This is a genomic window from Fuscibacter oryzae, assembly GCF_016765795.1.
GTDB classification, from domain to species: domain Bacteria; phylum Pseudomonadota; class Alphaproteobacteria; order Rhodobacterales; family Rhodobacteraceae; genus Fuscibacter; species Fuscibacter oryzae.
The window spans coordinates 110,092-134,447 of record NZ_JAESVP010000005.1; the positions used below are offsets into that span (position 1 = coordinate 110,092).

Sequence of the window (24,356 nt, forward strand, 5' to 3'; positions counted from 1 at the left end):
GCCTCCATTTGCCTGAACCTATGCCCCTGCCCGGCAGGCGCAACCCCTTGCCGAATCCCGGTCTTCGGCTATTTCTATGTTCCATGAATGTTCTGGTCTGGATGAAGCGCGATCTGCGGGTGGCGGACCACCCGGCCCTGACCCATGCTGCAAGGCTGGGCCGGGTGCTGCCGCTTTATATTCTGGAACCCGACTACTGGCGGCTGCCCGATACATCGGCCCGGCAGTGGGATTTTACCGCAGAATCGCTGGAAGGGCTGCGGGCAGAGCTGGCGGCGCTTGGCGTCACGCTGGCCCTGCGTAGCGGCGATGCGGTGGACGTGCTGGAGCGGATGTGCCGCCGCCATGCCATAACCCGGATCGTCAGCCATGAGGAAACCGGCAACCTGTGGACCTTTGCGCGTGACCGGCGCGTGGCCGCCTGGGCACGCGCGACGGGGGTGGAATGGACTGAGGTGCCGCAATCAGGCGTCCTGCGCCCTTTGGCCAGCCGTGACGGCTGGCAGGCGCGGCGCGATGGCTTCATGGCAGCCCCTGTGCTGCCCGTGCCCCAGATGCAGCCGGTCGAAGGGGTAGAGCCGGGGCCGATTCCCTCCGCCCGCGCGATACGGCTGGCAGAAGACCGCTGCCCTCACCGCCAGCGCGGTGGCCGGGCCGAGGGGTTGCGCCTGTTGGACAGCTTTCTGACCACACGCGGCGAACCCTACCGTGCCGCCATGTCCAGCCCCCTGACGGGAGAGCGCGCCTGTTCGCGCCTGTCGCCCCATATCGCGCTGGGAACCCTGTCGCTGCGCGAGGTGGTGCAGGCCACCACCGCGCGGCAGGCCGAACGGCCGCCCGGCTGGGGCGGATCGCTCTCCAGCTTTCAAAGCCGGCTGGCATGGCGCGACCATTTCATGCAAAAGCTGGAGGATCAGCCCGATATCGAAACCCGCTGCCTGTCGCGTCTGGCCGAGGGGCTGCGGCCAAGGGAAACCGATTCCGCGCGGTTACAGGCCTGGGCCAGTGGGCAAACCGGCCTGCCCTTTGTCGATGCCTGTATGCGCTATCTGGCAGCGACGGGATGGCTGAACTTTCGGATGCGGGCGATGGTGATGGCCGTCGCCTCGTATCAGCTTTGGCTGGATTGGCGGGCGACGGGGCCTATTCTGGCGCGGCTGTTCACCGATTACGAACCCGGCATCCACTGGCCACAGGTGCAGATGCAATCCGGCGTCACCGGCATCAACACCCCGCGCATCTATAACCCGGTCAAACAGGGGCTTGACCAAGACCCGACCGGCGCCTTCACCCGGCGCTGGTTGCCAGAACTGGCATCGGTGCCCGACAGTTTCCTGCAACAGCCCTGGCTGTGGCCCGGCTTTCGCAACCTGTCGGGCCGCCGCTATCCCGAACCCGTAGTGGACCCGGCCAGCGCGGCACGGGCGGCCCGCGATGCCGTGTGGTCGCTGCGCCGAGAGGTTGGTGCGGGCCAAGAGGCGGGGCGCATCGCCGCCCGCCACGCCAGCCGCAGCCCCCGGCGCGCGGCCCTGCCCCGGCGGGCGCAGGCCCAACTGTCGCTGGACCTGTAATGCCAAAGATGCGCAAAAAGGCCGATCTGCCGGTCAAGCCCTGCGCCACCTGCGGCCGCCCGATGGTCTGGCGCAAGGCATGGGCCAAGACCTGGGATCAGGTGCGCCACTGCTCGGACGCCTGCCGCAAGCGCAGGGCAAAGCCCTAACTGCCCAGCACCACCTTTTCCAGCTTGCCCAGCGTCTGCTGGCCCAGCTCGACCGCGCCAAAGCCTTTGGCGGTTTCAAACTCTTCCCGCGTGATGAACACCATGCCCAGCGTGATTTTGGTCGCGCCGCCGATGTCTTCGAAACTGGCCCAGGCGTCGGCGTGCTTGGGACCGTTTTCGCCCCAGAGCAGCGTGTATTCGATCCGGCTTTGCGGGCGGATCAGCGTGTAGCGGTGATGATTGGGGTAAACCGTACCATCCGGCCCGATCATGTCGAACACCCAGTCACCGCCCTGCCGCAGGTCAATCCGGCTGGTGCGGCAGGAAAACCCGTCCGGCCCCCACCATGTCGGCAGGCTGGCCTCGTTCAGCCAGGCCCCCCAGACCAAGGGAACGGGGGCCTTGATGACCCGTTCAATCAACATGGTGCGGTCTGCGACACCGGTCATTTCATCAACCCCTTGGCATAGGTCTCCAGCTGGGTGGCAACCGTGCCCCAGCCGTCATGGAACCCCATGTCCTTGTGGGTTTGAGCCGCCTCGGCGTTGCGGTGGCGGGCCACGGCAGTATAGCGGGTGCGCCCGCCGCCAAGGTCTTCAAAGGTCACAATCGCGGTCATGAAAGGTTCGGGCGCGGGTTTCCACCCTGCGGTGTAGGTATCTGTAAAGACAAGCTTTTCGTTCGGGACAACCTCAAGATAGACACCCTTGTTCTCCATCAGGTTGCCATCCACCTCAAAGGTGGTGTTGCAGGCACCGCCGGGGCGCACATCCAGATGGCAGGAGGTTACCTTGTGCGGCTTGGGCACGAACCAATGGACCAGATGCTCTGGCGTGGTCCAGCAGGTGTAAAGCAGATTGCGCGGGGCATTCAACTCTCGGGTCAAAACGAGGTCCAGCTCGGGGTTAAGGTCAAGGTCCATCGGCGCTCCTTTTGTTCAAGCCATCGTGCGCGCAAGCGCGGCAAGCTGGTCGGCCACCATGCCCCAGCCATCGTGAAAGCCCATATCGCGGTGGCGGACGGCATCTTCGGGGCGGGCATGGCGGGCGGTCGCCACATAGCGCGTACCCTGCCCCTCTGCGATCAGAGCGAGTTCGCCGACAAAGCCGAACAACGGCTGCACCACCGGCACAAAGCCCATTGTCATCAGGTCGGTGAACACCAAACGCCGCTCTGCCTCGGCCAGCAGGATCACCATGTCCACCCGGTGTTCGCCGCCATCGGGCAGAATCATGTGGGTGAAAAAGCGTCCACCCGGATGCGGTTCGATTATCAGATCGGCCACCTGCACCGGCGCGGGCACCCACCAGCGGCGCAGATGCTCGGCCGTGGTCAGGCACCGCCACAGCGTTGCAACCGGCGCAGGCATAAGCCGTGTGACCTGCAAATCGCGGTCAGGATCAATCGTCGGCGTCGGGTCCATCTGCATCGCCCCTTTGCATCAGTGTCATCACATAAGCCTCCAGCCGGTCGGCCCGGCCCTCCCAGATCGCCCGCTGTTCGGCAAGCCAGTCGGCAGTGGCGGCAAGGGTTTCGGGCCGCGCCCGGCACATCCGGGTGCGGCCTGTCTTTTCGGTCGCGATCAGTTGCGCCTGTTCCAGCACGCCCAGATGGCGCATGACCGTCGGCAGCGCGAGGCCGGTCGGGCGCGCCAGCTCTCCCACCGGCACCGCCCCCTTGCCCAGCCGTGCCAGCATGGCGCGCCGCGTCGGGTCGGACAGGGCCTGAAAGATCAGGTTCAGATCGGGATCATGGTTAGCCATAAGACTAAGTATCACGCACCACCCCCGCCTGACAAGGATTTTAAGGCAAAAGCCGAAGAACATTCGCCCGCTGCAAGGTTGCAAGCCCTGCCCCGGTGGCCGTATCCCTTGGCATACAGCCTGGCAGGAGATGCACATGACAACGCGGTTGGATCGAAGCGGATTACAGGTCGATGCCCGGCTGGCGGCCTTTGTCGAAGGGCAGGCTTTGCCCGGCACAGGCGTAACGGCGGCGGGGTTCTGGGCCGGTTTGGCCGCGGCGCTGGCTGATCTTGCGCCCCGAAACCGTGCCCTTTTGGCCCGGCGCGAGGAATTGCAGGCCAACATCGACGACTGGTTCCGCAGCCGCAAAGGCCAGCCGTTTGACGCCGCCGCGCATGAGGCCTTCTTGCGCGAAATCGGCTATCTTCTGCCAGAAGGTATTGATTTCGCAGTGGAAACCGTGGGCGTGGACCCAGAAATCGCGTTGATCCCCGGCCCGCAACTGGTGGTGCCGGTCATGAACGCCCGCTATGCGCTGAACGCCGCCAATGCCCGCTGGGGCAGCCTGTATGACGCGCTGTATGGCACCGATGCCTTGGGTGATGCACGCAAGGGCAAGGGCTATGACACCGCGCGCGGCGCGCGCGTGATCGCCTGGGCCAAGGCGTTTCTGGATGAGGCAGCACCGCTTTCTACCGGCACCTGGAGCAATGTAGTTAGCTTCGAGATTGTCGATAGTGACCTTATCATCGTTTCCCAGTCCGGGGATTTTTGGCGCACTGAAGGTGAGAGCGGCGCAAAGGTCTCCTCAACAATGCTGGCCGACCCCGCCCAGTTCATCGGCCATACCGGCCCCGCCGATGCCCCCACCAGCATTTTCCTGCGCAACAACGGCCTGCATGTCGAAGTGGTGTTCGATGCCAGCACCCCGACCGGCGCAACCGATCCGGCCCATATCGCCGATGTCCGGCTGGAATCAGCCATGTCCGCCATCATGGATTGCGAGGATTCGGTAGCGGCTGTGGATGCCGAGGACAAGGTTCTGGCCTATGGCAACTGGCTGGGCCTGATGCGGGGAGATCTGACGGAACAGGTTGAAAAGGGGGGCAAAACTCTGACGCGCCGCCTGAGCCCCGATGTCTCCCTGACCGGGCCGGATGGCGCGACCGTCACACTCAAGGCGCGGGCGCTGATGCTGGTCAGGAACGTGGGCCACCTGATGACCAACCCCGCGATCCTGCTGCAAGATGGAGCAGAGGTGCCCGAAGGCATCATGGACGCCTTTGTCACCACGCTGTGTGCGATGCACGATTTGAGCAAGGCGGACGGCCCGCGCAATTCGGTTGCAGGCGCGGTCTATGTGGTGAAGCCCAAGATGCACGGCCCGGAAGAGGTGGCCTTTGCCTGCGAAATCTTTGACCGGGTTGAGGCCACGCTGGGCCTGCCCGCCAACACCGTGAAACTGGGCATCATGGATGAGGAGCGCCGCACCAGCGCCAATCTGAAGGAATGTATCCGCGCTGCGAAATCGCGGGTGGCCTTTATCAACACCGGCTTCCTTGACCGTACCGGGGACGAGATTCACACCGCGATGGAAGCCGGCCCGATGATCCGCAAGGGCGACATGAAAAATGCCGCCTGGATCAAAAGTTACGAAGACAGGAACGTCGATATCGGTCTGGCCTGCGGGTTGCAGGGCCGCGCACAGATTGGCAAGGGCATGTGGGCCGCGCCCGACCTGATGGCCGCGATGCTGGAGCAAAAGATCGCCCATCCCCGCGCCGGGGCCAATTGCGCCTGGGTGCCCTCGCCCACCGCAGCCACCTTGCACGCCACGCATTACCACCGCGTCGATGTGCTGGCGCGGCAGGCGGAAATTGCCGCCGATGGCCCGCGCGGCACGCTGGCCGACTTGCTGACCGTGCCGGTGGCTGTCGGCGTCAACTGGTCCGATGCCGAAATTCAGGCCGAGGTTGAAAACAATGCCCAAGGCATCCTTGGCTATGTGGTGCGTTGGGTCGATCAGGGGGTTGGCTGTTCCAAGGTGCCCGATATTCACGACGTTGGCCTGATGGAAGACCGCGCAACTTGCCGGATTTCGTCGCAGGCGCTGGCCAACTGGCTGCACCATGGCGTCATTTCCGAAGCGCAGGTCATGGCCGCGATGCGCAAAATGGCCGCCGTGGTGGACCGCCAGAATGCTAGCGATGCTGCCTATCGCCCGATGGCCCCCGGCTTTGACGACCCGGCGTTTCAGGCTGCCTGTGATCTGGTGTTCAAGGGGCGCGGCCAGCCCTCGGGCTATACCGAACCCCTGCTGCACCATTGGCGGCAGGTGGTGAAGGCCGCTCCAGGTGCGTGAAATCACGCACCTAACCTACCCGGCGTCTACCGATAGAGCGTGAATGCGCCCGACCACATCGCCCAGCGCCTGATGCACGGCCCGGTGCCGCGCCACGCGCCCCATCGCGGCCAGCGCGGTCGCGCGAATCTTGACCGCGAAATGGCTTTCGCCCGATCCGTCATCGCCCGCGTGCCCCGCGTGCTTGTGGCTTTCGTTCACCACCTCCAACACCGTCGGCGCGAAGGCGATTTCCAGCCTTTGACGCATCTGTGCTGCAATCTCCATCCCGGACCCCTTTTCCTTCCGCGCCAAATCCCTAAACTTGCAGCCCCGAGTCGGAAAGGCCCCACCATGACCAAAGGCAACCCCTTCGAGTTCGATCTGCGCGTGTCGGCAGACAAAGCCAAGCGCAAGACCGGGCGTCGGGGCGGCATGTCCGGCGCGTTCGAAACCTCTCGTCAGGCTTGCGAATTTCCGGGCTGCAAGGAAAAGGGCGTCTTCCGCGCGCCCAAGTCGCCCGATCATCTGGATGAGTTTTTCTGGTTCTGCAAAGATCATGTGCGCGAATATAACCTGAAGTGGAACTTCTTCGGCGGCGCGACCGACGACGAGATCAAAAAGCTGCAAGACCGCGACCGGACGTGGGAGCGCGAGACCAAGCCCTTCAGCCAGAAAGATGATGGTCGTGCCTGGCAGCGGCTGGGCATCAATGATCCGATGGCGATTCTGGGCGAGAAAGCCACCCAGAACCCCGGCAAGGTGACCGCCGCCGCAACCCGCAAGCTGCCGCCGACAGAGCGGAAGGCACTGGAAATCCTTGATGCCCGCGACACCTGGTCGCGGACCGAGATTCGCAAGCAATACAAGCTGTTGGTCAAAGACCTGCACCCCGACATGAACGCCGGAGACCGCAGTGACGAGGACCGTCTGCAAGAGGTGGTCTGGGCCTGGGATCAGATCAAGGAAAGCCGGTATTTCAAGGACTGAACCGGGCTGCGCGTGGCGCAATGCTGGCCACCGCGACCGCGCCCGCCAGCCAGGTCAGAAAGACCACCGGGCTTTGCAATATCCCGGCCCCGACAAGGGCAATTCCCAAGGCCATGCCCTGAACCGGACTGGATGGCAGGCCGACCGTGGCCAGCAACGCCCCACCCAGCGCCGCACCGCCACAGGTGGCGCAAACGGCCCCCAGCGCCGACCACCCCCAGTGCTGCCGCAGGAACAAGGGCGCCGAAGCCAGCCCGGAAAGAAACGCGCCGCCCAGCGCCGCCACGATCATCCCGGTATCGGGATGAACCGGGTCCATCGCCCACATGACGACCCCGCCCCATAGCGCGATGGCGGTGGCCGTGATCAATCTTTTCATGATGCTCTCCTGCTGTGGCCGGACTGTGCCGGGACCAGCATCACCCCACGGCGTGCAAGGCTTGCGCGCAGGTTGTGCAGGGTTTGTGCAGGCCTAACCCCGCCGGATGAACCCGTATTTCAGCAACCAGATCAGCACCCGGTCAGTGCCCGCCACGTTCAGCCCGACCGCCCGCGCAACCTCGGCCCGCGTCGCCCCCGTTGCGGGAATGGTGGCCAGCACCGCCGCGATGCGGTCGGGCGCAGCGAATATGCGGCCAAGCCCCTGATAGTTGCGCACGGCCAGAACCGCCGCCAGATCGGGCTGGCCGGTGCGGTCCACCGGCAGCAGCAGGGTCTGACCAAACTCTGCCCGCTCGGTCGGCCAGGCGGCGAACAGGGCGGTGGGTGAGGGCGCAATGGGCAGCGCATCGGGGGCATAGCGCAAGGCGCGGGTGGCGGCCTTGCGCCGCGCGGTCTGTTCAGCCCATAGATCCTGCATCTGCGGCACCACTTGCGACCAGTCATAAAGCGCCCGCGCCCGGCACCCGCCCGCCTGCCCCATCCGGGCGCGCAAGGCGGGGTTCTGCGCCAGATCCATGATCCGCGTTACCAATTCGCCCATATCCACCTCGGTCAGGGCCGAAGTGGCCGCACAATACTGCGGGTAGTTGTCGATGCCGCCCTGATAGCGCAGCGCCTCGGGCGCCAGATGGCCGGACGACAGGCTGCGGGTGGTGACGCGAAAGCCCACATCGGGGGTGACGGTATCCTTCATCCCGTCCCAGTCGCTGACCAGAACCGGCAGGCCCGCCGCCATCGCCTCGATGGGCGCAAGGCCAAAGGTTTCCTGAATATTGTCGATCAGGAACAGGAAGGCATCGGCCCCCGACAGCGCCGCCTTGCGGTCTGCCGCCTGTGCGCCATCAAGGATCAGAAAGCCGACATCGGGCATCATCACCCGCGCGCCATCTTCAAACACCTTGCGGGAGTAATCGTCGCGGAAGACGCCGCACAGCACCAGATGCAACCGCTGCCCGCCCAGCCGCCGCTGCGCCTCGGCCAGTGCCGTGAACACCGGCAGGGGATCAAACTTTTCATGCGGGGTCAGACGGGCGATGGTGGTGAAAACCACATCCCCCGGCCCCGCCCCCAGCCTGTCGCGCAAGCCCGCGCCCGCCGCCTTGTCGGGCACGAAATCGCCGGTGTTGATGCCAAGGGGGATCACCGGCAGCATGGGCCGGGGCGGCAGGCGCGCGCGCAGATGCACCGCCAGATGATTGTCGATCAAATCAAGCTGATAGCTGACCGAGGCATGGACCGCCCGGCTGGTGCAGATCACCGCATCCCAATCGCCCACGGGCGCGGTGCGCAGCGACAGCCACCCCTCCATCACGGCGGCGGTCGAGGTGGTGTGGGTGATCCCGCACAGCGACCACGCCGTATTGCCATGGGTCACGCGCCGCCACGCCTCGGTCGCGAAATTGGGGCTGGGGTAATAGACGGTGCCCACAGGCGCGATGCTGCCGGGGCGCAGCAGGGGCGCATGGCGCAGCGCCAGACCGGGCCGCAGCCGCGCCGCCAGATCGCACACCGCTGCCAATTCGCCCTCGGTCTTCGACAGCACCACCGCCTCGGCCACATCGGCATGGGCCAGAAACCCGCGCAGGAAACTTTCACCCGCCACGCGGCGCCCGTTGATGCCCTTCGCCGCCGGGTCATAGCCGTCCTGCGCATACCACAGGGCGGCGTTGCGGATGGGGTCGGTCATGCCCGCCGCTCCATCCACAGCCAGGGTGTCGGTTTGGCCCGCCATTCCCAATAGGCCAGCAGGCGGTCAAGATCGGACAGTTCCTCCATCCAACCGGGCAAGGGCGCGGGCGACAGGGCGCGGTCGATCCGGGTGACGGTATGGGTGGGGGCAAACCGCTGGGTCAGCCGGGCCAGCAGACCGCGAGAGGCACCTTCATGCACCTCGACCAGCAGGTCGGCATGGGCCAGACCGGGGGCAAGGGCGGGGTCCAGCAAGCCATCCTCGGCCCCTTCAATATCGCACAGAACAAAGGTTTTCTGGTCTGCACAGAGGGCAAAATCATCGTGGGTCAGAACGCCGCCCACCTCCACCCGGTCGGCCACACCGTTCAACGCCGCCAGATCGCGGCACAGCCCTTGGGCCCGCGCATCGCTGTCGCGCGCCATCACCCGCACCCCGGGCATCCGCCGGGCCAACCCCACGGCGTAATAGCCTTCGGCGCAGCCCACATCGATCACCAGCCCATAACCCCCGCCAATCACCTTTTCGATGACAGGCGTCAGCGAGGCCTCATAAAGACCCAGCAACCGAGGGGCTGCCCCCCCTTCCACCGCACCGACGCCATAAACCATCCCGGCAAAGGGGCCATGAGCCACCACCGTGCCCGACCGCTTGGCCAGCGTGGTCGCAACCATGCCAGACCGCCATTTGGCCAAGAGCCGCAGCGCCGACAAAAGCTGCGCCTCGCTGGGGGCCGCTTCGGCGATCCGCGCCAGCCGCGCAGCGACCTCGATCATTCGGGGCGAGGTCTTGGCCATGGGTCCTCCTGTCCTGACCCGATGCCTAGCGCGCGCGCCAATGCCTGTCCATTGTCGCGCGCAGAACAGGTTGCGCCGCTCGTCCCCTTGCAGGCCCCTTGGATATGTTCCACAACAGCTTGAAGACGTTTGCGGGCACCCTGCCCGCCCGATGGATTGGGCCTTTGCGATGCTGGATACTGTGATGAAACCCACCGAAGAAATCTCGGTCCGCGATGTGTTCGGGATTGATACCGAAATGCGCGTCAAAGGGTTCGCAGATCGCACCGACCGCGTGCCCGAAATCGATCCGACCTATAAGTTCGACCCCGACACCACCTTGGCCATCCTTGCAGGCTTTGCCTATAACCGCCGCGTGATGATCCAGGGGTATCACGGCACGGGGAAATCGACCCATATCGAACAGGTCGCGGCGCGGCTGAACTGGCCCTGCGTGCGCGTGAACCTTGACAGCCACATCAGCCGGATCGACCTGATCGGCAAGGATGCGATCAAGCTGAAAGACGGCAAGCAGGTGACCGAGTTCCATGAGGGCATCCTGCCTTGGGCGCTGCGCAACCCCGTTGCCATCGTGTTCGATGAATATGACGCGGGCCGGGCGGACGTGATGTTCGTCATCCAGCGCGTGCTGGAGCATGACGGCAAGTTGACCCTGCTGGATCAGAACGAAATCATCACGCCCCACCCGTCCTTCCGCCTGTTCGCCACCGCGAACACCGTGGGCCTTGGCGACACGACCGGCCTGTACCACGGCACCCAGCAGATCAACCAGGCGCAGATGGACCGCTGGTCCCTTGTGGCCACGCTGAACTATCTGTCGCATGACGCCGAGGCGGCCATCGTTCTGGCCAAGTCGCCCCATTACAACACCGAAAAGGGCCGCAAGACGATCAGCCAAATGGTGACCGTCGCCGACCTGACGCGCACCGCCTTTATGAACGGCGATCTGTCCACCGTCATGTCGCCGCGCACCGTGCTGAACTGGGCCGCCAATGCCGAGATTTTCCGCAACGTCGGCTATGCCTTCCGCCTGTCGTTCCTGAACAAATGCGATGAGCTGGAACGCCAGACCGTGGCCGAATTCTACCAGCGCTGCTTTGGCGAGGAACTGCCGGAGAGTGCAGCGAGTCAGGCGATGAAGTAAGCCCGCCCACCCGGCGCACTGAAAGGGCGGCCTTGGCCGCCCTTTTCATTTTGGTAAGGAGGGTGGGCTGCCTGGAGCCAATCAGCGACATTCAGGCAAGCCGCAAAATAGAAGGTTTTTCGCAGCGGCAGCAACGCAACTAGCCCCTTTTCTGCCGGACCAATGAGTTGCCGTTAGATGCGGTCGTAGCCCAAACAGACCAATGCTATGCTGCGGCTGACTCGTGACTTTGCCTGAGGAAACGGATTTGGATGAAGACGCAAAATGGGCATTTATTACCGCGCTTGACGACGAACTGCTGAAAGGCGGCGCTACCATGTCGGAATGGTGCGCCTTCATCGTTCGCGATTGCGACTATGCCTTCGTCGGAGGCGCAAACCTAGCGACCGTTATTGCCGCTACTGCTGCAATCGAAACGTATCTTCGCGCCGAGTATGCAGGCGGGAGGCGTATTCGCCTTGCAGATTTGATTGATAACGCGCCCATCGAACAGGGGCTTCGAGAAGACATTCATAGGCTGCGAAGATATCGCAACACATGGGTTCATGTTGCAACCCCGGAAGATGATAACGAAATTTTGGAGAACCCAGAGGAATATGAAAAGCAACTTGAAGAATGGGCCAAGCTGGCCCAGCGCATCCTACGCCGGACCATTTATGAAAATCAGTGGGTGTAAATGCGTCTGCCGACGTGAACGTCCACTCTACCGCCGAGCAGATCGTTAATGCTGCGACAGCGAACCGATTTGCGCGGATGCAGCAAATAGCAGTGAGGTCCGCAAAGCTGCCCCCCTTTACGATGTTCCATCCGAAATGTCCAAAAGAAAAGGGCGGCCCGCACCGGACCGCCCTTCGTCTTCAAGTCGTTCAGATCAGCCGCGCGCGGCTTTGGTCGCCTTGGCCCACCAGGTCACATCGTCCAGCAGGGCCTTGGCCGGGCCGTCGATCGAACCGGCGATATCGGCCAGATTGCCCGAGCCGCCAAAGCCGGGGTGAACCTTGAAGAAGTCGCCACCACCGATATGCACGCCCGCGCGCACCGGCACCATTTGCAGCTCCACCGCGATGTTGCGCAGGTGTTCGGCCGCACGGGTGCCGCCGACCGAACCATAGGCCACGATGCCTGCCGGTTTGCGCGCCCATTCCACATAGGCCTGATCCAGCGCGTTCTTCAGAACGCCGGTGATCGAGCGGTTGTATTCCGCAACCACGAAAATATAGCCGTCGAATTCCGCCAGTTTCGCCTGCCAGGCCTTGGCCACTTCGTTCACCGAAGGCACCCAGGCGTTCGAGGCAACCTCGTCAAAGAACGGCATCGGATAGTCGCGCAGGTCCACGACCTCGACATCCAGTTCGCCATGATCGGCGGCTTTTTCGACGATCCATTTGGTCGGAATGTCGGCAAAGCGGGTCGGGCGGGTCGAGGAAACGATAACGGCGATTTTCGGTTTGGACATGATGGCCTCCTGCTGGGCATTTCAATTCGCTGGCGACAACATGGCGCTGCCGCTGCAATGCGGCAATTCGCAGAAAATGCGCGGGGTCTGTGCGTGATTGCACCAATGCGCCGGGTCGTTTGGCACCCTTGCCCCTGCGCCCGCCCGGTGCCAATGTGGCCCCATGACCAAGCCCAGCGACAACCCCGCCGATCCGTTCAAAAAGGCCCTCGCCGAGGCCACCAAGACCATGGCCGATGACCCGGACATGACCGTGACATTCTCGGTCGATCCGGCGGGCATGAACAAAGAAGGCGTGCGCCTGCCGCAGGTTTCGCGCCGCATGACGCGGGATGAGGTGCTGCTGGCACGTGGCACGGCGGATGCCTTTGCGCTGAAGCGCAAGTACCATGATGAGGCGGTTTCAAACCGCTATGCCCCCACCGGCAACCTTGCGCGCGAGATTTATGACGCGATGGAGACCGCCCGGTGTGAGGCGGTGGGGGCCCGCGCCATGCCCGGCACGGCCACCAACATCGACGCCAAAATCCAGTGGGAGGCCGACCGCAAGGGCTATTCCCAGATCACCACGGCGGCAGAGGCCCCCTTGCCGGTGGCCGCGGGCTATCTGGTGCGGCAACTGGCGACGGGGCGACCCTTGCCCAAAGGCGCGCAGCATGTCGCCGACCTGTGGCGCGGTTTTGTCGAGGAACAGGCGGGCGGCACGCTGGAAGGGCTGGACGATGTGCTGGCCGATCAGGCCGCCTTTGCCCGGCTGGCCCGCAAGGTGATTGCCGATCTGGGCTATGGCGACCAGTTGGGCGACGACCCCGACATGGACGACCCGCAGGATGACGGCGGCGAGGATCAGGCGCAGGATCAGCCCGACTCTGCGGGCGAGGACCAAAGCGAATCCGACGAAACCGAGGCCAGCCCCGAACAGACGCAGGAAGACCAGCAAGACCAGTCGCAAGCTCAGGTCACAACCGAAGATTCCGCCGATATGGAGCAGGGCGATGAGACCGAAATGCCCGATGGCGAGGCCCCGCTGGAGCCGCCCCCACCCGCGCCCTATTCCGACGCCGACCCGAACTACGCGGTTTACACCACTGATTTCGATGAGGAAATCAAGGCCGAAGACCTTGCCGAACCGGCCGAACTGGAGCGTCTGCGCGCCTATCTGGACCAGCAGCTTGACCCGCTGAAAGGCGCTGTCGGGCGGCTGGCCAACAAGTTGCAGCGCCGCTTGCAGGCCCAGCAAAACAGAAGCTGGCTGTTTGATCTAGAGGAAGGCACGCTGGATGCGGGCCGCCTTGCCCGCGTCGTGGCAAACCCGACAACGCCGCTGTCGTTCAAATGGGAAAAGGATACCGAATTCCGCGACACCGTGGTGACGCTGCTGATCGACAATTCCGGTTCCATGCGGGGCCGCCCGATCTCGATTGCCGCGATCTGCGCCGATGTGCTGGCGCGCACATTGGAGCGGTGCAGCGTGAAGGTGGAAATTCTGGGCTTTACCACCCGCGCATGGAAGGGCGGGCAGGCCCGTGAACGCTGGCTGGCGCAGGGGCGCCCGCAACAGCCGGGCCGCCTGAACGACCTGCGCCACATCATCTATAAAGGGGCCGATGCGCCCTGGCGGCGGGCGCGGGCCAATCTGGGTCTGATGATGAAAGAGGGGCTGCTGAAGGAAAACATCGACGGTGAGGCGCTGGAATGGGCGCATCGCCGGATGCAAGCCCGGCCAGAGGCGCGCAAGATCCTGATGGTGATTTCCGATGGCGCGCCGGTCGATGACAGCACTCTGTCGGTCAACCCCGCATCGTTCCTGGAAAAGCATTTGCGCGATGTGATCGCGATGGTCGAAAAGCGCAAGGCGGTGGAGCTGATTGCCATTGGCATCGGCCATGACGTGACCCGCTATTACCAGCGCGCCGTCACGATCACCGATGTCGAGCAGCTTGCGGGTGCCATGACTGAACAGCTTGCCAGCCTGTTCGAGGTGGACCCGAGGAAGCGGGCCAAAGCGCAGGGCTTCCGGCGGGCGGTGTAAGGGGGCGTTGCCCCCTCGGGCCGCTGGCCCTTACCCTCAGGATATTTATGAACAGATGATGAGGCGATGATGTTTCAGACCTTTGACAGTCCTGCCAATCCGGCGCAGGGCCCGGCCCGTCTGGCAGCGCTGCGGGCGAAACTGGCGGCCGAGGGGCTGGCAGGCTTCATCATTCCGCGGTCTGATGTGCATCAAGGCGAATATGTTGCCGCGCGCGATGAACGATTGCAGTGGCTGACCGGGTTCACCGGGTCGGCAGGCTTCTGCATCGTGCTGCCCGATGTTGCGGGGGTGTTCATCGACGGGCGCTACCGCACGCAAGTGAAGGGTCAGGTCGATCTGGCGCATTACACTCCGGTGCCCTGGCCCGAGGTGAAGCCCGGCGACTGGATCAGGGATCATCTGGCTGCGGGGGCGGTGGGGTTCGACCCCTGGCTGCACAGCGCGGACGAGGTGGCCCGGATTGAGGCGGCGCTGGAGGGCGCGGGCCTTGACCTGCGCCCGGTGGCGAACATGGTCGATGCAATCTGGCCCGATCAGCCCCCTGCCCCGATGGGACGGGCCTTTGCCCACCCCGAAGCGATTGCCGGGGAAAGCAGCGCGGCCAAGCGGGCGCGGCTGGCCGAAGGGTTGCGCAAGGCAGGACAGACGGCCGCCGTGATCACCCTGCCGGATTCGCTGTGCTGGCTGTTGAACCTGCGGGGCGCGGATGTGCCGCGAAACCCGATCCTGCACGGCTTTGCCATTCTTCACGACGACGCGCGCGTGACGCTGTTTGCCGAAGGTGCGAAGTTTGACGAGGCGACGCTGGCCACCCTTGGCCCGCATGTCACACTGCGCCCGCCTGCCGCCTTTGTGCCCGCGCTGCACACGCTGCAAGGCCCCGTGCGGGTGGACAAGGGCACCGCCCCCATCGCCGTGCGGCTGGAGCTGGAGGATGCCGGGGTGGCCGCGGTCTGGGGCGATGACCCCTGCCGCCTGCCCAAAGCCAAGAAGAACGCCGCCGAGATTGCCGGGATGAGAGAGGCGCATCTGCGCGACGGGGCGGCGATGGTCGAGTTCCTGTGCTGGCTGGATGCCCAACCGCAAGGCAGCCTGACCGAAATTTCGGTTGTGCGGTCATTGGAAGGATTTCGCCGCGCGACCAACGCTTTGCATGACATTTCGTTCGACACGATCAGCGGATCGGGCCCGAACGGCGCCATCATGCACTATCGCGTGACCGAAGAGTCGAACCGCGCCGTCGGGCGGGATGAGTTGCTGCTGGTGGACAGCGGCGCGCAATATCTGGATGGCACGACCGACATCACCCGCACCATTGCCATGGGCGACCCCGGTGATTTTGCCCGGGCCTGCTATACCCGCGTGCTGCGCGGTTTGGTCGCGATCTCCCGCGCCCGCTGGCCGCGCGGGTTGTCGGGCCGCGATCTGGACCCGCTGGCGCGGTTTCCGCTGTGGGTCGAGGGGATGGATTTTGACCACGGCACCGGCCACGGCGTGGGGGCCTTCCTGTCGGTGCATGAAGGACCGCAGCGGCTAAGCCGGATCAACGAGGTACCGTTCGAACCCGGCATGATCCTGTCGAATGAGCCCGGATACTATCGTGAGGGCGAATTCGGCATACGGTTGGAAAACCTGATCGTGGTGGAAGAGGCCGCGAAAAAGGGCGACGGGCGCGACCAGTTGGCGTTTGAAACGCTGACCTTCGTGCCATTTGACCGGCGGCTGGTGGTGTCGGCGATGCTGTCGGGCGAAGAGCGCGACTGGCTGAACGCTTATCACGCCGAGGTGCTGGAGAAGCTGGGGGCGAGGTTGTCGGCCAAGGCGCTGGAGTGGTGCCGGGCGGCTTGTGCCGAGGTCTAAAGCAGGCTGGTCAGCAGGCGGTCAATCCGGGTGTTCTCTCGGTAAAGCAGCCGCACGGCGATGGCAGCCACCAGCCCCGTCGCCGCTCCGCCCAGAACATCGGTGATATAATGAGTGCCCACGAAAACCCGCGACAGGCAGACCAGAAACGCCATGCCGAACAGCGCCAGTGACCGCACGCGCAGCCCTTGCAGCACAAACGCCGCGACAACCGCCATTGAGGCGGTCGCATGATCGGACGGGAAAGACCAATCAGCACTGGGGGCGATGAGCAGATGGGTCAGGCCCATGTCATAAGGGCGGACCCGATGCACCCCCAGAAGGATCACCTGATTGATCGCCAGCCCCAGCAGGAACGCAAGCCCCGCGCAGATCGCAGCATGGCGGACATGCCGCCGGTCGTCGCGACTCCACCATTGCAGAACCACCACCGCGACGATCAGGGGAACCCCAAAGGTGGTGACGAAAGTGACCACCCGGTCCAGGATCGGGCTGATCCCGGCAAAAGAGTTGATCCAGCGCGTGATTTCGGCGTCCATGCTCTGACCTTTAATGAAAAGGATGGCGTGTAACATGCAGATTGATGAACGCCGCATCCGTCAGGTGTTTCGGGTTAGCGTCATCCTTAAAGGTTTGCACGCCCTGATCGAGATTGCTGGCGGGATTGTGTTCTATCTGGTCAGCACGCAGACCATGCTGCATTGGGTCAACCTGCTGACCCGCAATGAACTGACCGAAGATCCGCGCGACTTTGTGGCGACGCATCTGCTTTCGGCGGTGCAGCAGCTTACCGGGTCAACCCAGTCATTCTATGCCTTTTATCTGGTCAGCCATGGGCTGATCAAAGTCGTGCTGGTGGCGGGGCTGCTGCGGGAAAAGCTGGTGGCCTATCCGGCATCGCTGGTGGCGCTTGCGGGGTTCATCGCCTATCAGCTTTACCGCTATAGCTATACGCAGTCGGTCGGGCTGATCGTTCTAACGGCGTTCGACGTGGTGGTGATGGGGCTGGTCTGGCACGAATGGCGGTTTTTACGCCGCGCCCGCACCTAGGCCTCTGCCGCCGTCTTCCTGATCCGCTCGACCATCGCCCGCACGCCGTTTGACCGCTGCGACGACAGATGCTCGTTCAACCCCAGCCGCCCCAGTTCGGCAGGGGCGTCCACCTTGGCCACATCCGCCACCGGCACGCCGGAGTAGAGCGCGTGCAGCACTGCGATCAGGCCGCGGACGATCATCGCATCGCTGTCGCCCTGAAAGTCGAACTTGCCACCCGCCAGAACCGGCCGCAGCCAGACCTGGCTGGCGCAGCCATCCACCTTGTAGGCGGGCACCTTGAAGCTGTCGTCCAGCGCCGGCATCGCCTTGCCCAGTTCGATGACGTGGCGATAGCGCTCTTCCCAGTCATCGAGGAAGTCGAAGGTCTCGGCGATCTCTTCAAAGGCGGGGGTGGCCATGGCAATCTCCTTACCCTTTCGGGTAATTCATGTTCCCCATTCAGGTAATCTGCGGGCGATGAAAGGTCCAGCCACGCCGGGCATTCCAAAGCCCCTTCCATCGGTTCCCCCCATCGGCTACCCATGGTGAAACAGCCAAGGTTCCCCTGATGCGCCTTTCCCTGACGCTTGCCCTGATCGCCGCCACCAGCCTGTCCGCCTGCGGCTTTGGCCAATCGCGGCTGAACCCGCTGAACTGGTTTGGCCGGTCAAAAGAGGTGCCGGTGGCCGCCGCCCCCGAAGTGGTGGGCAAGGCGGCGGTGGATGATGGGCGCCAACTGGTGCAGTCGGTGCTGTCGATGACGGTCGAGCCGAACCCCGGCGGGGCCATCATCACCGCCACCGGCCTGCCGCCCAGCCAGGGCTGGTGGAAGGCCGAACTGGTCGCGCTGCCGGTCGATGACAAGGGCGTGCTGGTGCTGGAATTCCGCGTTGCCCAACCGCCAGAGCCGTGGCCTGCCGGAACCCAATGGTCGCGTGAGATCACGGCAGGTTATTCGCTGTCGAACATCAAACTGCAAAACATCTCGGAGATTGTCGTGCAGGGCGAAACCAATGCCCGGGCCAGCCGCCGCTAGGTTCAGATTTCCCGCCCAGCGCTGGCAAGGCTGCCGTAACCCCTGTGGTGGACACGGTTAGGGAGGCCGAAGCCTAGCCCAGCCGCTCCGCAATATCGGCAACCAGATCGGGCAGCGGCAGCGCGATATTCACTGTGATGGCGCCCTCCTCCGGGCCGGGCGGTTCCAGCGTTGCGAACTGGCTGTCCAGCAGGCTTTCCGGCATGAAATGGCCCGTCCGTGCCGCCATTCGCGCGCCAATCAGTGCCCGGCTGCCGGCCAGATGCACAAAGATCACCGGCGAATGGGCATGATTGCGGATGATATCGCGGTAGCTGCGCTTTAGCGCCGAACAGCCAACAATCCAGCGCCCCGGCGGGGCCAGCAGGTCGCCCACCGCCGCCAGCCACGGCGCGCGGTCAGCATCGGTCAGTGCAATACCTGCCGCCATTTTCGCAATATTCGCCGGGGGATGCAGGTCATCGCCATCCAGATAGCGCGCGCCCAGCAAGGCCGCCAAGGCGAGCCCGACCGAGGTTTTCCCCGACCCGGCCACCCCCATCAGCACCAGCCGCAGCGGGTCAGACGCGCCCATTTCAGACCCGCCCGTTTCAGACGCGGACGACACGAACCTCATTGCCCTTGGCCGACAGCGCAATCTCGCCCCGGCAAAGGCGCATCGCATCCTCGCCAAAGGCTTCGGCCCGCCAGCCTTTCAGCGCCGCCCCGTTGCGGTCACCCGCCGCAATCGCATCCAGATCGGCGGCCGAGGCGATAAGACGCGGAGCCACCCCCAAGGATTCCGACTTGGCCTTCAGCAACACGCGCAGCAGGTCGGCCAGTGCGGGGTTGACCTGCACCTGTTCCTTGCTGGCATCGACCTTGGGCATGTCTTCGGGCTTCATCTCCATGCCCTCTTTGATGGCGGCAAGGATGCCTTCCGCAATCTCGGGCTTCCTGCCTTCGCGCAACAGCAGCCGCGACCGGCCCAGTTCTTCCATGCTGGTCGGGCGGGTCGAGGCCAGCTCCAGCAGGGCATCGTCCTTCATCACCCGGCTGCGCGGCACGTTCTGGCCCTGCGCATAGGCCTCGCGGAACCGAGCCAAGGCCTTGACGATGGCCAGAAACCGGCCCGAGGAGGTGCGGGTCTTGATCCGCGACCAGGCCTCATCGGGGTGAACGGTATAGGTTGCGGGGTCAGTCAGAACCGACAGCTCTTCCTCAACCCAGGCCTGACGGCCGTTCTTGGCAAGCTGAGCGGCCATCCATTCATAGATCACCCGCAGATGGGTGACATCGGCCAGCGCGTAATCGCTTTGCGCCTGAGACAGCGGGCGGCGCGACCAGTCGGTAAAACGGCTGGTCTTGTCCAGGTTTTCCTTGGCGATCTTTTTCACAAGGGTTTCATAGCCCACCTGCTCGCCAAACCCGCAGACCATGGCGGCGACCTGCGTGTCAAACAGCGGGTCGGGGAAGACGTTGCCTTCGACGAAGAAAATCTCCAGATCCTGCCGGGCGGCGTGGAACACCTTGACCGTCGCCTTGTGGCGGAACAGGTCATACAGCGGTTCCATCGACATGCCTTCGCCCTCGATCGGGTCGATCAGCACGGCCTCACCGTCCTTGCCGGGCAGCGCCATCTGGATCAGGCACAGCTTGGACCAGTAGGTGCGTTCCCGCAGGAACTCGGTATCGATGGTGACATAGGGGGCAGCTTTGGCGGCTTCGCAATAGGCGGCCAGCTCTTCGGTCGTGGTGATCGTGCGCATCGGCGTCTTTCAACAGGGGCCGCGGGGGTATCCCGCCCTTCCGCTATAGGGGCGGCAGGGCGGGATGGGAACCCTTTTGCGCGGTTTTCCGGGCGGTTTTAGCGCCCGGAAGGCCGGATTCAGGCCAATTCCTTCAGATCTTCGGCGGCAAAGCCCTTCAAGGCCGCCCCTTGGCGCACATGGTTGACCCAGGACGGATCACTGATCAGCGCTCGGCCAACGGCGATCAGGTCGAACTCATCCCGCTCCATCCGCGCGACCAGCTTGTCCAAGGGCGAGGCGGTGGACCCTTCGCCGCGGAAGGCGTTGAAGAACTCTCCATTCAGGCCCACGGACCCTACGCTGATCGTGGGCTTGCCGGTGACCTTCTTGGCCCAGCCGGCAAAGTTCAGGCCATCCTCACCGTCCAGCTCAGGATATTCCGCCTCCCAAAAGCGGCGTTGAGAGGCGTGGAAGATGTCCACACCGGCATCGGACAACGGGCCAAGCCAGTCTTCCATTTCCGCCGGGGTCTTGGCCAGTTTCACCGAGTAATCCTGTTGCTTCCACTGCGACAACCGCAGGATCAGCGGGAAATCCGGGCCAATTGCCGCGCGGGTGGCCTTGACCACCTCGACCGCGAAACGCGACCGGTCCTTGATCGTCGGGCCACCCCAACGGTCGCCACGCACATTGGTGCCATCCCAGAAAAACTGGTCGATCAGATAGCCATGGGCGCCGTGCAGTTCGGCCACGTCAAACCCCAACCGCTTGGCATCGGCGGCGGCACTGGCGTAACCGGCGATGGCATCGGCAATGTCTTCCTCGCTCATCGCGCGCCCGCGCGCATCGCCGGGGCCGACAAGGCCCGAGGGGGATTCGACCGGCAATTCAGGCTCCCACCCTGCGCGGGTGGACCCGGTGTGCCAGATTTGCGGCCCCATCTTGCCGCCCGCGCCATGCACCGCGTCGATCACCTGTTTCCAGCCATCCAGCGCGGCCCCGTGAAAGAACGGAATACCCGGCAGGTTGCGCGACACCGGGCGGTCGATCACCGTGCCTTCGGACAGGATCAGGCCCACCCCGCCCGCCGCGCGGCGGCGATAGTATTCGGCCTGTTTCGCACCGGGCAGGCCACCTTCGGCCATGGCACGGGTCATGGGCGCCATGACGATGCGGTTCTTCAGGTGCAGGCCCTTCAGGTTGAACGGGCGGAAAAGGACATCAGTAGCGGCAGTCATCGGAAAACTCCTGTTCAGGGACGGCATACAGGTATATATTGGAAACTTGGTGTCAATCAGGCACCTGAAAGACACCAGGTCACCTTGGGGAAACCTATGAACCAGATCAGCGAGATAGCCGCCCCTGTCGCCGAAGCGCGCTGCGCGTCGTTCGACGCCAATTGCCCGGCGCGGGTGCTGTTTGATCAGATTGCCGACAAATGGTCGATGATGATCCTGACCGTGCTGGACCGCGGGCCGCAGCGGTTCAACACCATCCGCCGCAGCATCGAAGGCGTGTCGCAGAAATCGCTGACCCAGACGCTGAGAAAGCTGGAACGCAACGGCCTGATCACCCGCCGCGTGCTGCCCGGCAGCCCGGTGGCCGTGGAGTATGAGATGAGCGATCTGGGCTGGACCGTGCTGCCCCCGTTCCGCGCGCTTTACCGTTGGACCAAGGAACACATGCCCGAGGTCGAAGCCGCCCGCGCTGCCTTTGACCGGGCCGGCTAAGCGATGCAGTTGAAGATATTGCGCCGTTCGGCATGGTTTGCCGGGGGGGTTCTGGCACTGGCGCTGGGTGTGGTGGGGGTCTTCCTGCCGCTGTTGCCGACCACACCTTTTGTGATTCTGGCGGCGGCCTGTTTCGCACAATCCTCGCCCCGGCTGCATGACTGGCTGCTGCGCCATCCTCTGTTCGGCCCGGCGATCCGTGATTGGCGCAACCACCGCGCCATTCCGCCACGCGCCAAGACGGCGGCGGTGATCGCCATGGTGGCGGCCTTTGGGCTAAGCCTGTGGATGCAGCTGCCGGGTTGGGTGCTGTTGGCGCAGGGCGCGGTTTTGCTGACCGCAGGCGGCTGGATCGTCACCCGCCCCTCTGGCCCGCGGGCCTAAAGCAGAACCGGCGTCCGGTCCCCGGCGACGAACCGGCGCAGCACGGCGGGATACAGCCGATGTTCCTGCACCAGAACGCGGGCCGACAGCGTGTCTGCCGTATCGCCGGGCATCACCGGCACCCGCGCCTGCCCCAGAATCGGCCCGGCATCCAGTTCGGCCGTAACCTCATGCACCGAACAGCCCGCTTCGCTATCGCCCGCGTCCAGCGCGCGCTGATGGGTGTGCAGGCCGGGGTATTTCGGCAAAAGCGACGGGTGTATGTTCAGCATCCGCCCCTGAAACCGGCGAATGAAATCGGGCGTCAGAATGCGCATGAAACCGGCAAGGCAGATCACATCCGGCTGTGCCGCAAGCAGGGGTTCCAGCAGTGCGGCCTCAAACCCGGCGCGGTCCTTGCCAAAGGGGCGGTGATCCACCGCCGCCACCGGCACACCCATGTCGGCGGCGCGTTGCAGCCCCTTGGCGGCCGGATCATTGGCCAGAACCAGCACCGCGCGGCCCGGATGATCCCCTGCCATCGAGGCCACCAGCGACACCATGTTAGAGCCACCCCCCGAAATCAGGATGGCAACACGGCTCACAACAGCGCGCCCTTGTAGATTACGCGGGTGCCTTCGGCGGTTTCGGGCACGATGCGACCGATGCGGGCCACGGTCTCGCCCGCTTCTGCCAGCACCTTTTCCAGCGCATCGGCGCGGTTGGGTTCGACCACAAGGATCATGCCGATGCCGCAGTTGAAGGTCTTGAGCAACTCTGATTCCACCATGTTCGCGGTCTTGGCTAGCCAGCGGAACACAGGCGGCAGCGCCCAGGCCGAAAGATCAATCTCGCAAGCCAACCCGTCGGGCACGACACGCGGCGGGTTTTCGGTGATGCCGCCGCCGGTGATATGGGCCAAGCCATGCACCCCGCCCGCACGGATCGCCGCCAGTGCTTGTTTCACATAAAGCCGCGTCGGTGCCAGCAGCGCCTCACCCAAGGTGCCATCGCTGAAGGGCGACGGCGCATCCCAGCCAAGGCCCGACAGCTCCACCACCTTGCGCACAAAGGAATAGCCGTTGGAATGCACCCCGTTTGACGCAAGGCCCAGCAGCACGTCGCCCTCGATCACGCCCTTTGGCAGTTCGGTTCCGCGCTCCATCGCGCCCACGGCAAAGCCGGCAAGGTCGAAATCGCCCTTGTGATACATGCCCGGCATTTCCGCCGTCTCACCGCCGATCAGCGCGCAGCCGCTGGCCTCACAGCCCGCCGCGATGCCGGTGATGATGCGGGTCGCCTGATCCAGTTCCAGCTTGCCGGTGGCGAAATAATCCAGGAACAGCAGGGGTTCAGCGCCTTGGCACACCAGATCGTTGACGCACATCGCCACCAGATCGACGCCGATCGTATCGACATTGCCGGTGTCGATCGCGATGCGCAGCTTGGTGCCCACGCCATCGGTTGCCGCCACAAGGATCGGATCGTTATAGCCCGCCGCCTTAAGATCGAACAAGGCACCAAACCCGCCAAGGCCGCCCATCGTGCCCGTCCGGTTGGTGCGTTTGGCGGCGGGTTTGATCCGCTCAACCAGCGCGTTGCCCGCGTCGATATCCACGCCTGCATCGGCATAGGTCAGCCCGTTATGGCCCGTCGTCATGGCATCCCCCGTAGTTTGGCAGTGAAATGGCAGCGCTTTGCGCGCCCATAGCCCATCCCGCCCGCGCGCGCAACGCCCGCCCCCGCTTGACCCCGCCGCTTGGTGTGGCATAGGCAGAACTGGGGGCCTGTAGCTCAATGGTTAGAGCTGAGCGCTCATAACGCTTTGGTTGGGGGTTCGAGTCCCTCCGGGCCTACCATCCCCCGTTCTTTTCCGTAGCGCCTATGCACTGAAACGGACGTCGCCTGCCTTTCGCGGAACAGTCGGAACACGCGCCACCAGGTCGACCCGATACAATTAGGCGGCTGGGGCGGGCATACGGGAATCTTGGCGGAAGCGGTGGGATTCGAACCCACGGTGGGGTTCCCCCCACGCTAGTTTTCAAGACTAGAGCCTTAAACCACTCGGCCACACTTCCTGTCCTTGCCGCGCGCCGCATAAGGTCGCCCGCAGGGTTGGTGCCGCATAATGCAACGGAAACGATTCTGAAAGGTCCGAGCGTTCGCGCCTTCACGCGGTGTTTTCCGCGCACGGGCCGAGTTGCCCTTCCCTGCACCGCCGTAGCCCTGTATCATTGCGCGTG

28 protein-coding genes and 2 tRNA genes are annotated in these 24,356 nt (G+C 64.2%); 13 read left to right on the forward strand and 17 right to left on the reverse strand.

Translation table 11 applies throughout. The features are described from left to right. The first annotated feature begins 83 nt into the window (after positions 1 to 83). Positions 84 to 1,571: an FAD-binding domain-containing protein gene (locus tag JI744_RS10955; RefSeq protein ID WP_202660705.1), complete on the forward strand. Its 1,488-nt coding sequence runs from the start codon at positions 84 to 86 to the stop codon at positions 1,569 to 1,571. Beyond that, positions 1,571 to 1,720: a DUF2256 domain-containing protein gene (locus JI744_RS10960; RefSeq protein WP_202660707.1), complete on the forward strand. Its 150-nt coding sequence runs from the start codon at positions 1,571 to 1,573 to the stop codon at positions 1,718 to 1,720. Before JI744_RS10955 ends, JI744_RS10960 begins: the two co-directional genes overlap by 1 nt. On the opposite strand, the gene JI744_RS10965 is transcribed toward JI744_RS10960, so the two are convergent. The 4 genes from JI744_RS10965 to JI744_RS10980 are packed head-to-tail and all read right to left on the reverse strand — an operon-like array spanning position 1,717 to position 3,483. After that, positions 1,717 to 2,169: an SRPBCC domain-containing protein gene (locus tag JI744_RS10965; RefSeq protein WP_202660715.1), complete on the reverse strand. Its 453-nt coding sequence runs from the start codon at positions 2,167 to 2,169 to the stop codon at positions 1,717 to 1,719. The two genes, JI744_RS10960 and JI744_RS10965, sit on opposite strands and share 4 nt — an antisense overlap. After that, a complete protein-coding gene (locus JI744_RS10970) occupies positions 2,166 to 2,642 on the reverse strand; it encodes an SRPBCC family protein (RefSeq protein ID WP_202660717.1) in 477 nt (158 codons plus the stop codon). The genes JI744_RS10965 and JI744_RS10970 overlap by 4 nt, the downstream gene beginning before the upstream one ends. 15 nt (positions 2,643 to 2,657) lie before the next feature. Continuing rightward, positions 2,658 to 3,143: an SRPBCC domain-containing protein gene (locus JI744_RS10975; protein ID WP_236019390.1), complete on the reverse strand. Its 486-nt coding sequence runs from the start codon at positions 3,141 to 3,143 to the stop codon at positions 2,658 to 2,660. Beyond that, the gene (locus JI744_RS10980; protein WP_202660719.1) at positions 3,121 to 3,483 is read right to left on the reverse strand and encodes an ArsR/SmtB family transcription factor; all 363 of its coding nucleotides are present in this window, start codon (positions 3,481 to 3,483) and stop codon (positions 3,121 to 3,123) included. Before JI744_RS10980 ends, JI744_RS10975 begins: the two co-directional genes overlap by 23 nt. Before the next feature lie 136 nt (positions 3,484 to 3,619). Between JI744_RS10980 and JI744_RS10985 the strand changes: the two genes are divergently transcribed. Continuing rightward, positions 3,620 to 5,827, forward strand: a complete 2,208-nt coding sequence (locus tag JI744_RS10985) for a malate synthase G (protein ID WP_202660721.1) — start codon at positions 3,620 to 3,622, stop codon at positions 5,825 to 5,827. 15 nt (positions 5,828 to 5,842) lie between these two features. Here the strand turns inward: JI744_RS10985 and JI744_RS10990 are convergent, their stop codons facing one another. After that, positions 5,843 to 6,094: a BolA family protein gene (locus JI744_RS10990; RefSeq protein ID WP_202660723.1), complete on the reverse strand. Its 252-nt coding sequence runs from the start codon at positions 6,092 to 6,094 to the stop codon at positions 5,843 to 5,845. 66 nt (positions 6,095 to 6,160) lie between these two features. On the opposite strand from JI744_RS10990, the gene JI744_RS10995 reads away from it, so the two are divergent. Then, positions 6,161 to 6,796: a J domain-containing protein gene (locus JI744_RS10995; protein WP_202660725.1), complete on the forward strand. Its 636-nt coding sequence runs from the start codon at positions 6,161 to 6,163 to the stop codon at positions 6,794 to 6,796. Here the strand turns inward: JI744_RS10995 and JI744_RS11000 are convergent. The 3 genes from JI744_RS11000 to JI744_RS11010 all read right to left on the reverse strand — a co-directional run bounded on the left by JI744_RS11000 (position 6,786) and on the right by JI744_RS11010 (position 9,724). Beyond that, a complete protein-coding gene (locus JI744_RS11000; RefSeq protein ID WP_202660727.1) occupies positions 6,786 to 7,175 on the reverse strand; it encodes a hypothetical protein in 390 nt (129 codons plus the stop codon). The genes JI744_RS10995 and JI744_RS11000 overlap by 11 nt on opposite strands. Before the next feature lie 93 nt (positions 7,176 to 7,268). Then, complete coding sequence (locus JI744_RS11005; RefSeq protein WP_202660729.1) at positions 7,269 to 8,924, reverse strand: glycosyltransferase family 4 protein; 1,656 nt, start codon at positions 8,922 to 8,924, stop codon at positions 7,269 to 7,271. Further along, positions 8,921 to 9,724 (reverse strand): class I SAM-dependent methyltransferase, encoded by an 804-nt coding sequence (locus JI744_RS11010; protein ID WP_202660731.1) that lies wholly within the window; start codon positions 9,722 to 9,724, stop codon positions 8,921 to 8,923. Before JI744_RS11010 ends, JI744_RS11005 begins: the two co-directional genes overlap by 4 nt. 151 nt (positions 9,725 to 9,875) lie before the next feature. On the opposite strand from JI744_RS11010, the gene cobS reads away from it, so the two are divergent. Both cobS and JI744_RS11020 read left to right on the forward strand, forming a co-directional pair. Then, the gene (gene cobS, locus JI744_RS11015; protein ID WP_407927586.1) at positions 9,876 to 10,868 is read left to right on the forward strand and encodes a cobaltochelatase subunit CobS; all 993 of its coding nucleotides are present in this window, start codon (positions 9,876 to 9,878) and stop codon (positions 10,866 to 10,868) included. A gap of 247 nt (positions 10,869 to 11,115) precedes the next feature. Further along, positions 11,116 to 11,544 (forward strand): hypothetical protein, encoded by a 429-nt coding sequence (locus JI744_RS11020; protein WP_202660733.1) that lies wholly within the window; start codon positions 11,116 to 11,118, stop codon positions 11,542 to 11,544. 195 nt (positions 11,545 to 11,739) lie between these two features. Here JI744_RS11020 and JI744_RS11025 read toward each other — a convergent pair whose 3' ends face one another. Continuing rightward, a complete protein-coding gene (locus JI744_RS11025; protein WP_202661478.1) occupies positions 11,740 to 12,327 on the reverse strand; it encodes an NADPH-dependent FMN reductase in 588 nt (195 codons plus the stop codon). Between the two features lie 160 nt (positions 12,328 to 12,487). Between JI744_RS11025 and cobT the strand changes: the two genes are divergently transcribed. Both cobT and JI744_RS11035 read left to right on the forward strand, forming a co-directional pair. Next, positions 12,488 to 14,356, forward strand: a complete 1,869-nt coding sequence (gene cobT / locus JI744_RS11030) for a cobaltochelatase subunit CobT (protein ID WP_202660742.1) — start codon at positions 12,488 to 12,490, stop codon at positions 14,354 to 14,356. A gap of 69 nt (positions 14,357 to 14,425) precedes the next feature. Continuing rightward, positions 14,426 to 16,219 carry an aminopeptidase P family protein gene (locus JI744_RS11035; protein ID WP_202660744.1) on the forward strand — a complete coding sequence of 598 codons (1,794 nt, stop codon included), beginning with the start codon at positions 14,426 to 14,428 and terminating at the stop codon, positions 16,217 to 16,219. On the opposite strand, the gene JI744_RS11040 is transcribed toward JI744_RS11035, so the two are convergent. Continuing rightward, positions 16,216 to 16,758, reverse strand: a complete 543-nt coding sequence (locus tag JI744_RS11040; RefSeq protein WP_202660753.1) for a phosphatase PAP2 family protein — start codon at positions 16,756 to 16,758, stop codon at positions 16,216 to 16,218. The genes JI744_RS11035 and JI744_RS11040 overlap by 4 nt on opposite strands. 34 nt (positions 16,759 to 16,792) lie before the next feature. On the opposite strand from JI744_RS11040, the gene JI744_RS11045 reads away from it, so the two are divergent. Then, a complete protein-coding gene (locus JI744_RS11045; RefSeq protein WP_202660755.1) occupies positions 16,793 to 17,269 on the forward strand; it encodes a DUF2127 domain-containing protein in 477 nt (158 codons plus the stop codon). Here JI744_RS11045 and JI744_RS11050 read toward each other — a convergent pair. Next, positions 17,266 to 17,673 carry a SufE family protein gene (locus tag JI744_RS11050; protein WP_202660757.1) on the reverse strand — a complete coding sequence of 136 codons (408 nt, stop codon included), beginning with the start codon at positions 17,671 to 17,673 and terminating at the stop codon, positions 17,266 to 17,268. The genes JI744_RS11045 and JI744_RS11050 overlap by 4 nt on opposite strands. Positions 17,674 to 17,822: 149 nt before the next feature. Here JI744_RS11050 and JI744_RS11055 point away from each other — a divergent pair, with 149 nt between their 5' ends. After that, positions 17,823 to 18,290 carry a hypothetical protein gene (locus JI744_RS11055; protein ID WP_202660759.1) on the forward strand — a complete coding sequence of 156 codons (468 nt, stop codon included), beginning with the start codon at positions 17,823 to 17,825 and terminating at the stop codon, positions 18,288 to 18,290. A gap of 73 nt (positions 18,291 to 18,363) precedes the next feature. Here the strand turns inward: JI744_RS11055 and JI744_RS11060 are convergent, their stop codons facing one another. From JI744_RS11060 to JI744_RS11070, 3 genes are all read right to left on the reverse strand, one after another. Then, positions 18,364 to 18,906: a gluconokinase gene (locus tag JI744_RS11060; RefSeq protein WP_236019392.1), complete on the reverse strand. Its 543-nt coding sequence runs from the start codon at positions 18,904 to 18,906 to the stop codon at positions 18,364 to 18,366. Further along, entirely contained in the window at positions 18,881 to 20,038 is a 1,158-nt protein-coding gene (gene rnd / locus JI744_RS11065) for a ribonuclease D (protein WP_202660761.1), read from the reverse strand. Before rnd ends, JI744_RS11060 begins: the two co-directional genes overlap by 26 nt. 119 nt (positions 20,039 to 20,157) lie before the next feature. After that, the gene (locus tag JI744_RS11070) at positions 20,158 to 21,258 is read right to left on the reverse strand and encodes an NADH:flavin oxidoreductase (protein ID WP_202660763.1); all 1,101 of its coding nucleotides are present in this window, start codon (positions 21,256 to 21,258) and stop codon (positions 20,158 to 20,160) included. Positions 21,259 to 21,354: 96 nt separating this feature from the next. On the opposite strand from JI744_RS11070, the gene JI744_RS11075 reads away from it, so the two are divergent. Together JI744_RS11075 and JI744_RS11080 are read left to right on the forward strand one after the other, a co-directional pair. Then, entirely contained in the window at positions 21,355 to 21,750 is a 396-nt protein-coding gene (locus tag JI744_RS11075) for a winged helix-turn-helix transcriptional regulator (protein WP_202660765.1), read from the forward strand. 3 nt (positions 21,751 to 21,753) lie between these two features. Further along, positions 21,754 to 22,134 (forward strand): YbaN family protein, encoded by a 381-nt coding sequence (locus JI744_RS11080; protein ID WP_202660767.1) that lies wholly within the window; start codon positions 21,754 to 21,756, stop codon positions 22,132 to 22,134. Here the strand turns inward: JI744_RS11080 and purN are convergent. Then, positions 22,131 to 22,718: a phosphoribosylglycinamide formyltransferase gene (gene purN, locus JI744_RS11085; protein ID WP_202660769.1), complete on the reverse strand. Its 588-nt coding sequence runs from the start codon at positions 22,716 to 22,718 to the stop codon at positions 22,131 to 22,133. The genes JI744_RS11080 and purN overlap by 4 nt on opposite strands. After that, positions 22,715 to 23,773 carry a phosphoribosylformylglycinamidine cyclo-ligase gene (gene purM / locus JI744_RS11090; RefSeq protein WP_202660771.1) on the reverse strand — a complete coding sequence of 353 codons (1,059 nt, stop codon included), beginning with the start codon at positions 23,771 to 23,773 and terminating at the stop codon, positions 22,715 to 22,717. The genes purN and purM overlap by 4 nt, the downstream gene beginning before the upstream one ends. Before the next feature lie 123 nt (positions 23,774 to 23,896). Here purM and JI744_RS11095 point away from each other — a divergent pair. Next, positions 23,897 to 23,972 (forward strand) — tRNA-Ile (locus JI744_RS11095). Between the two features lie 129 nt (positions 23,973 to 24,101). Here JI744_RS11095 and JI744_RS11100 read toward each other — a convergent pair. Then, a tRNA-Ser gene (locus JI744_RS11100) sits at positions 24,102 to 24,191 on the reverse strand. Positions 24,192 to 24,356: the final 165 nt, after the last annotated feature.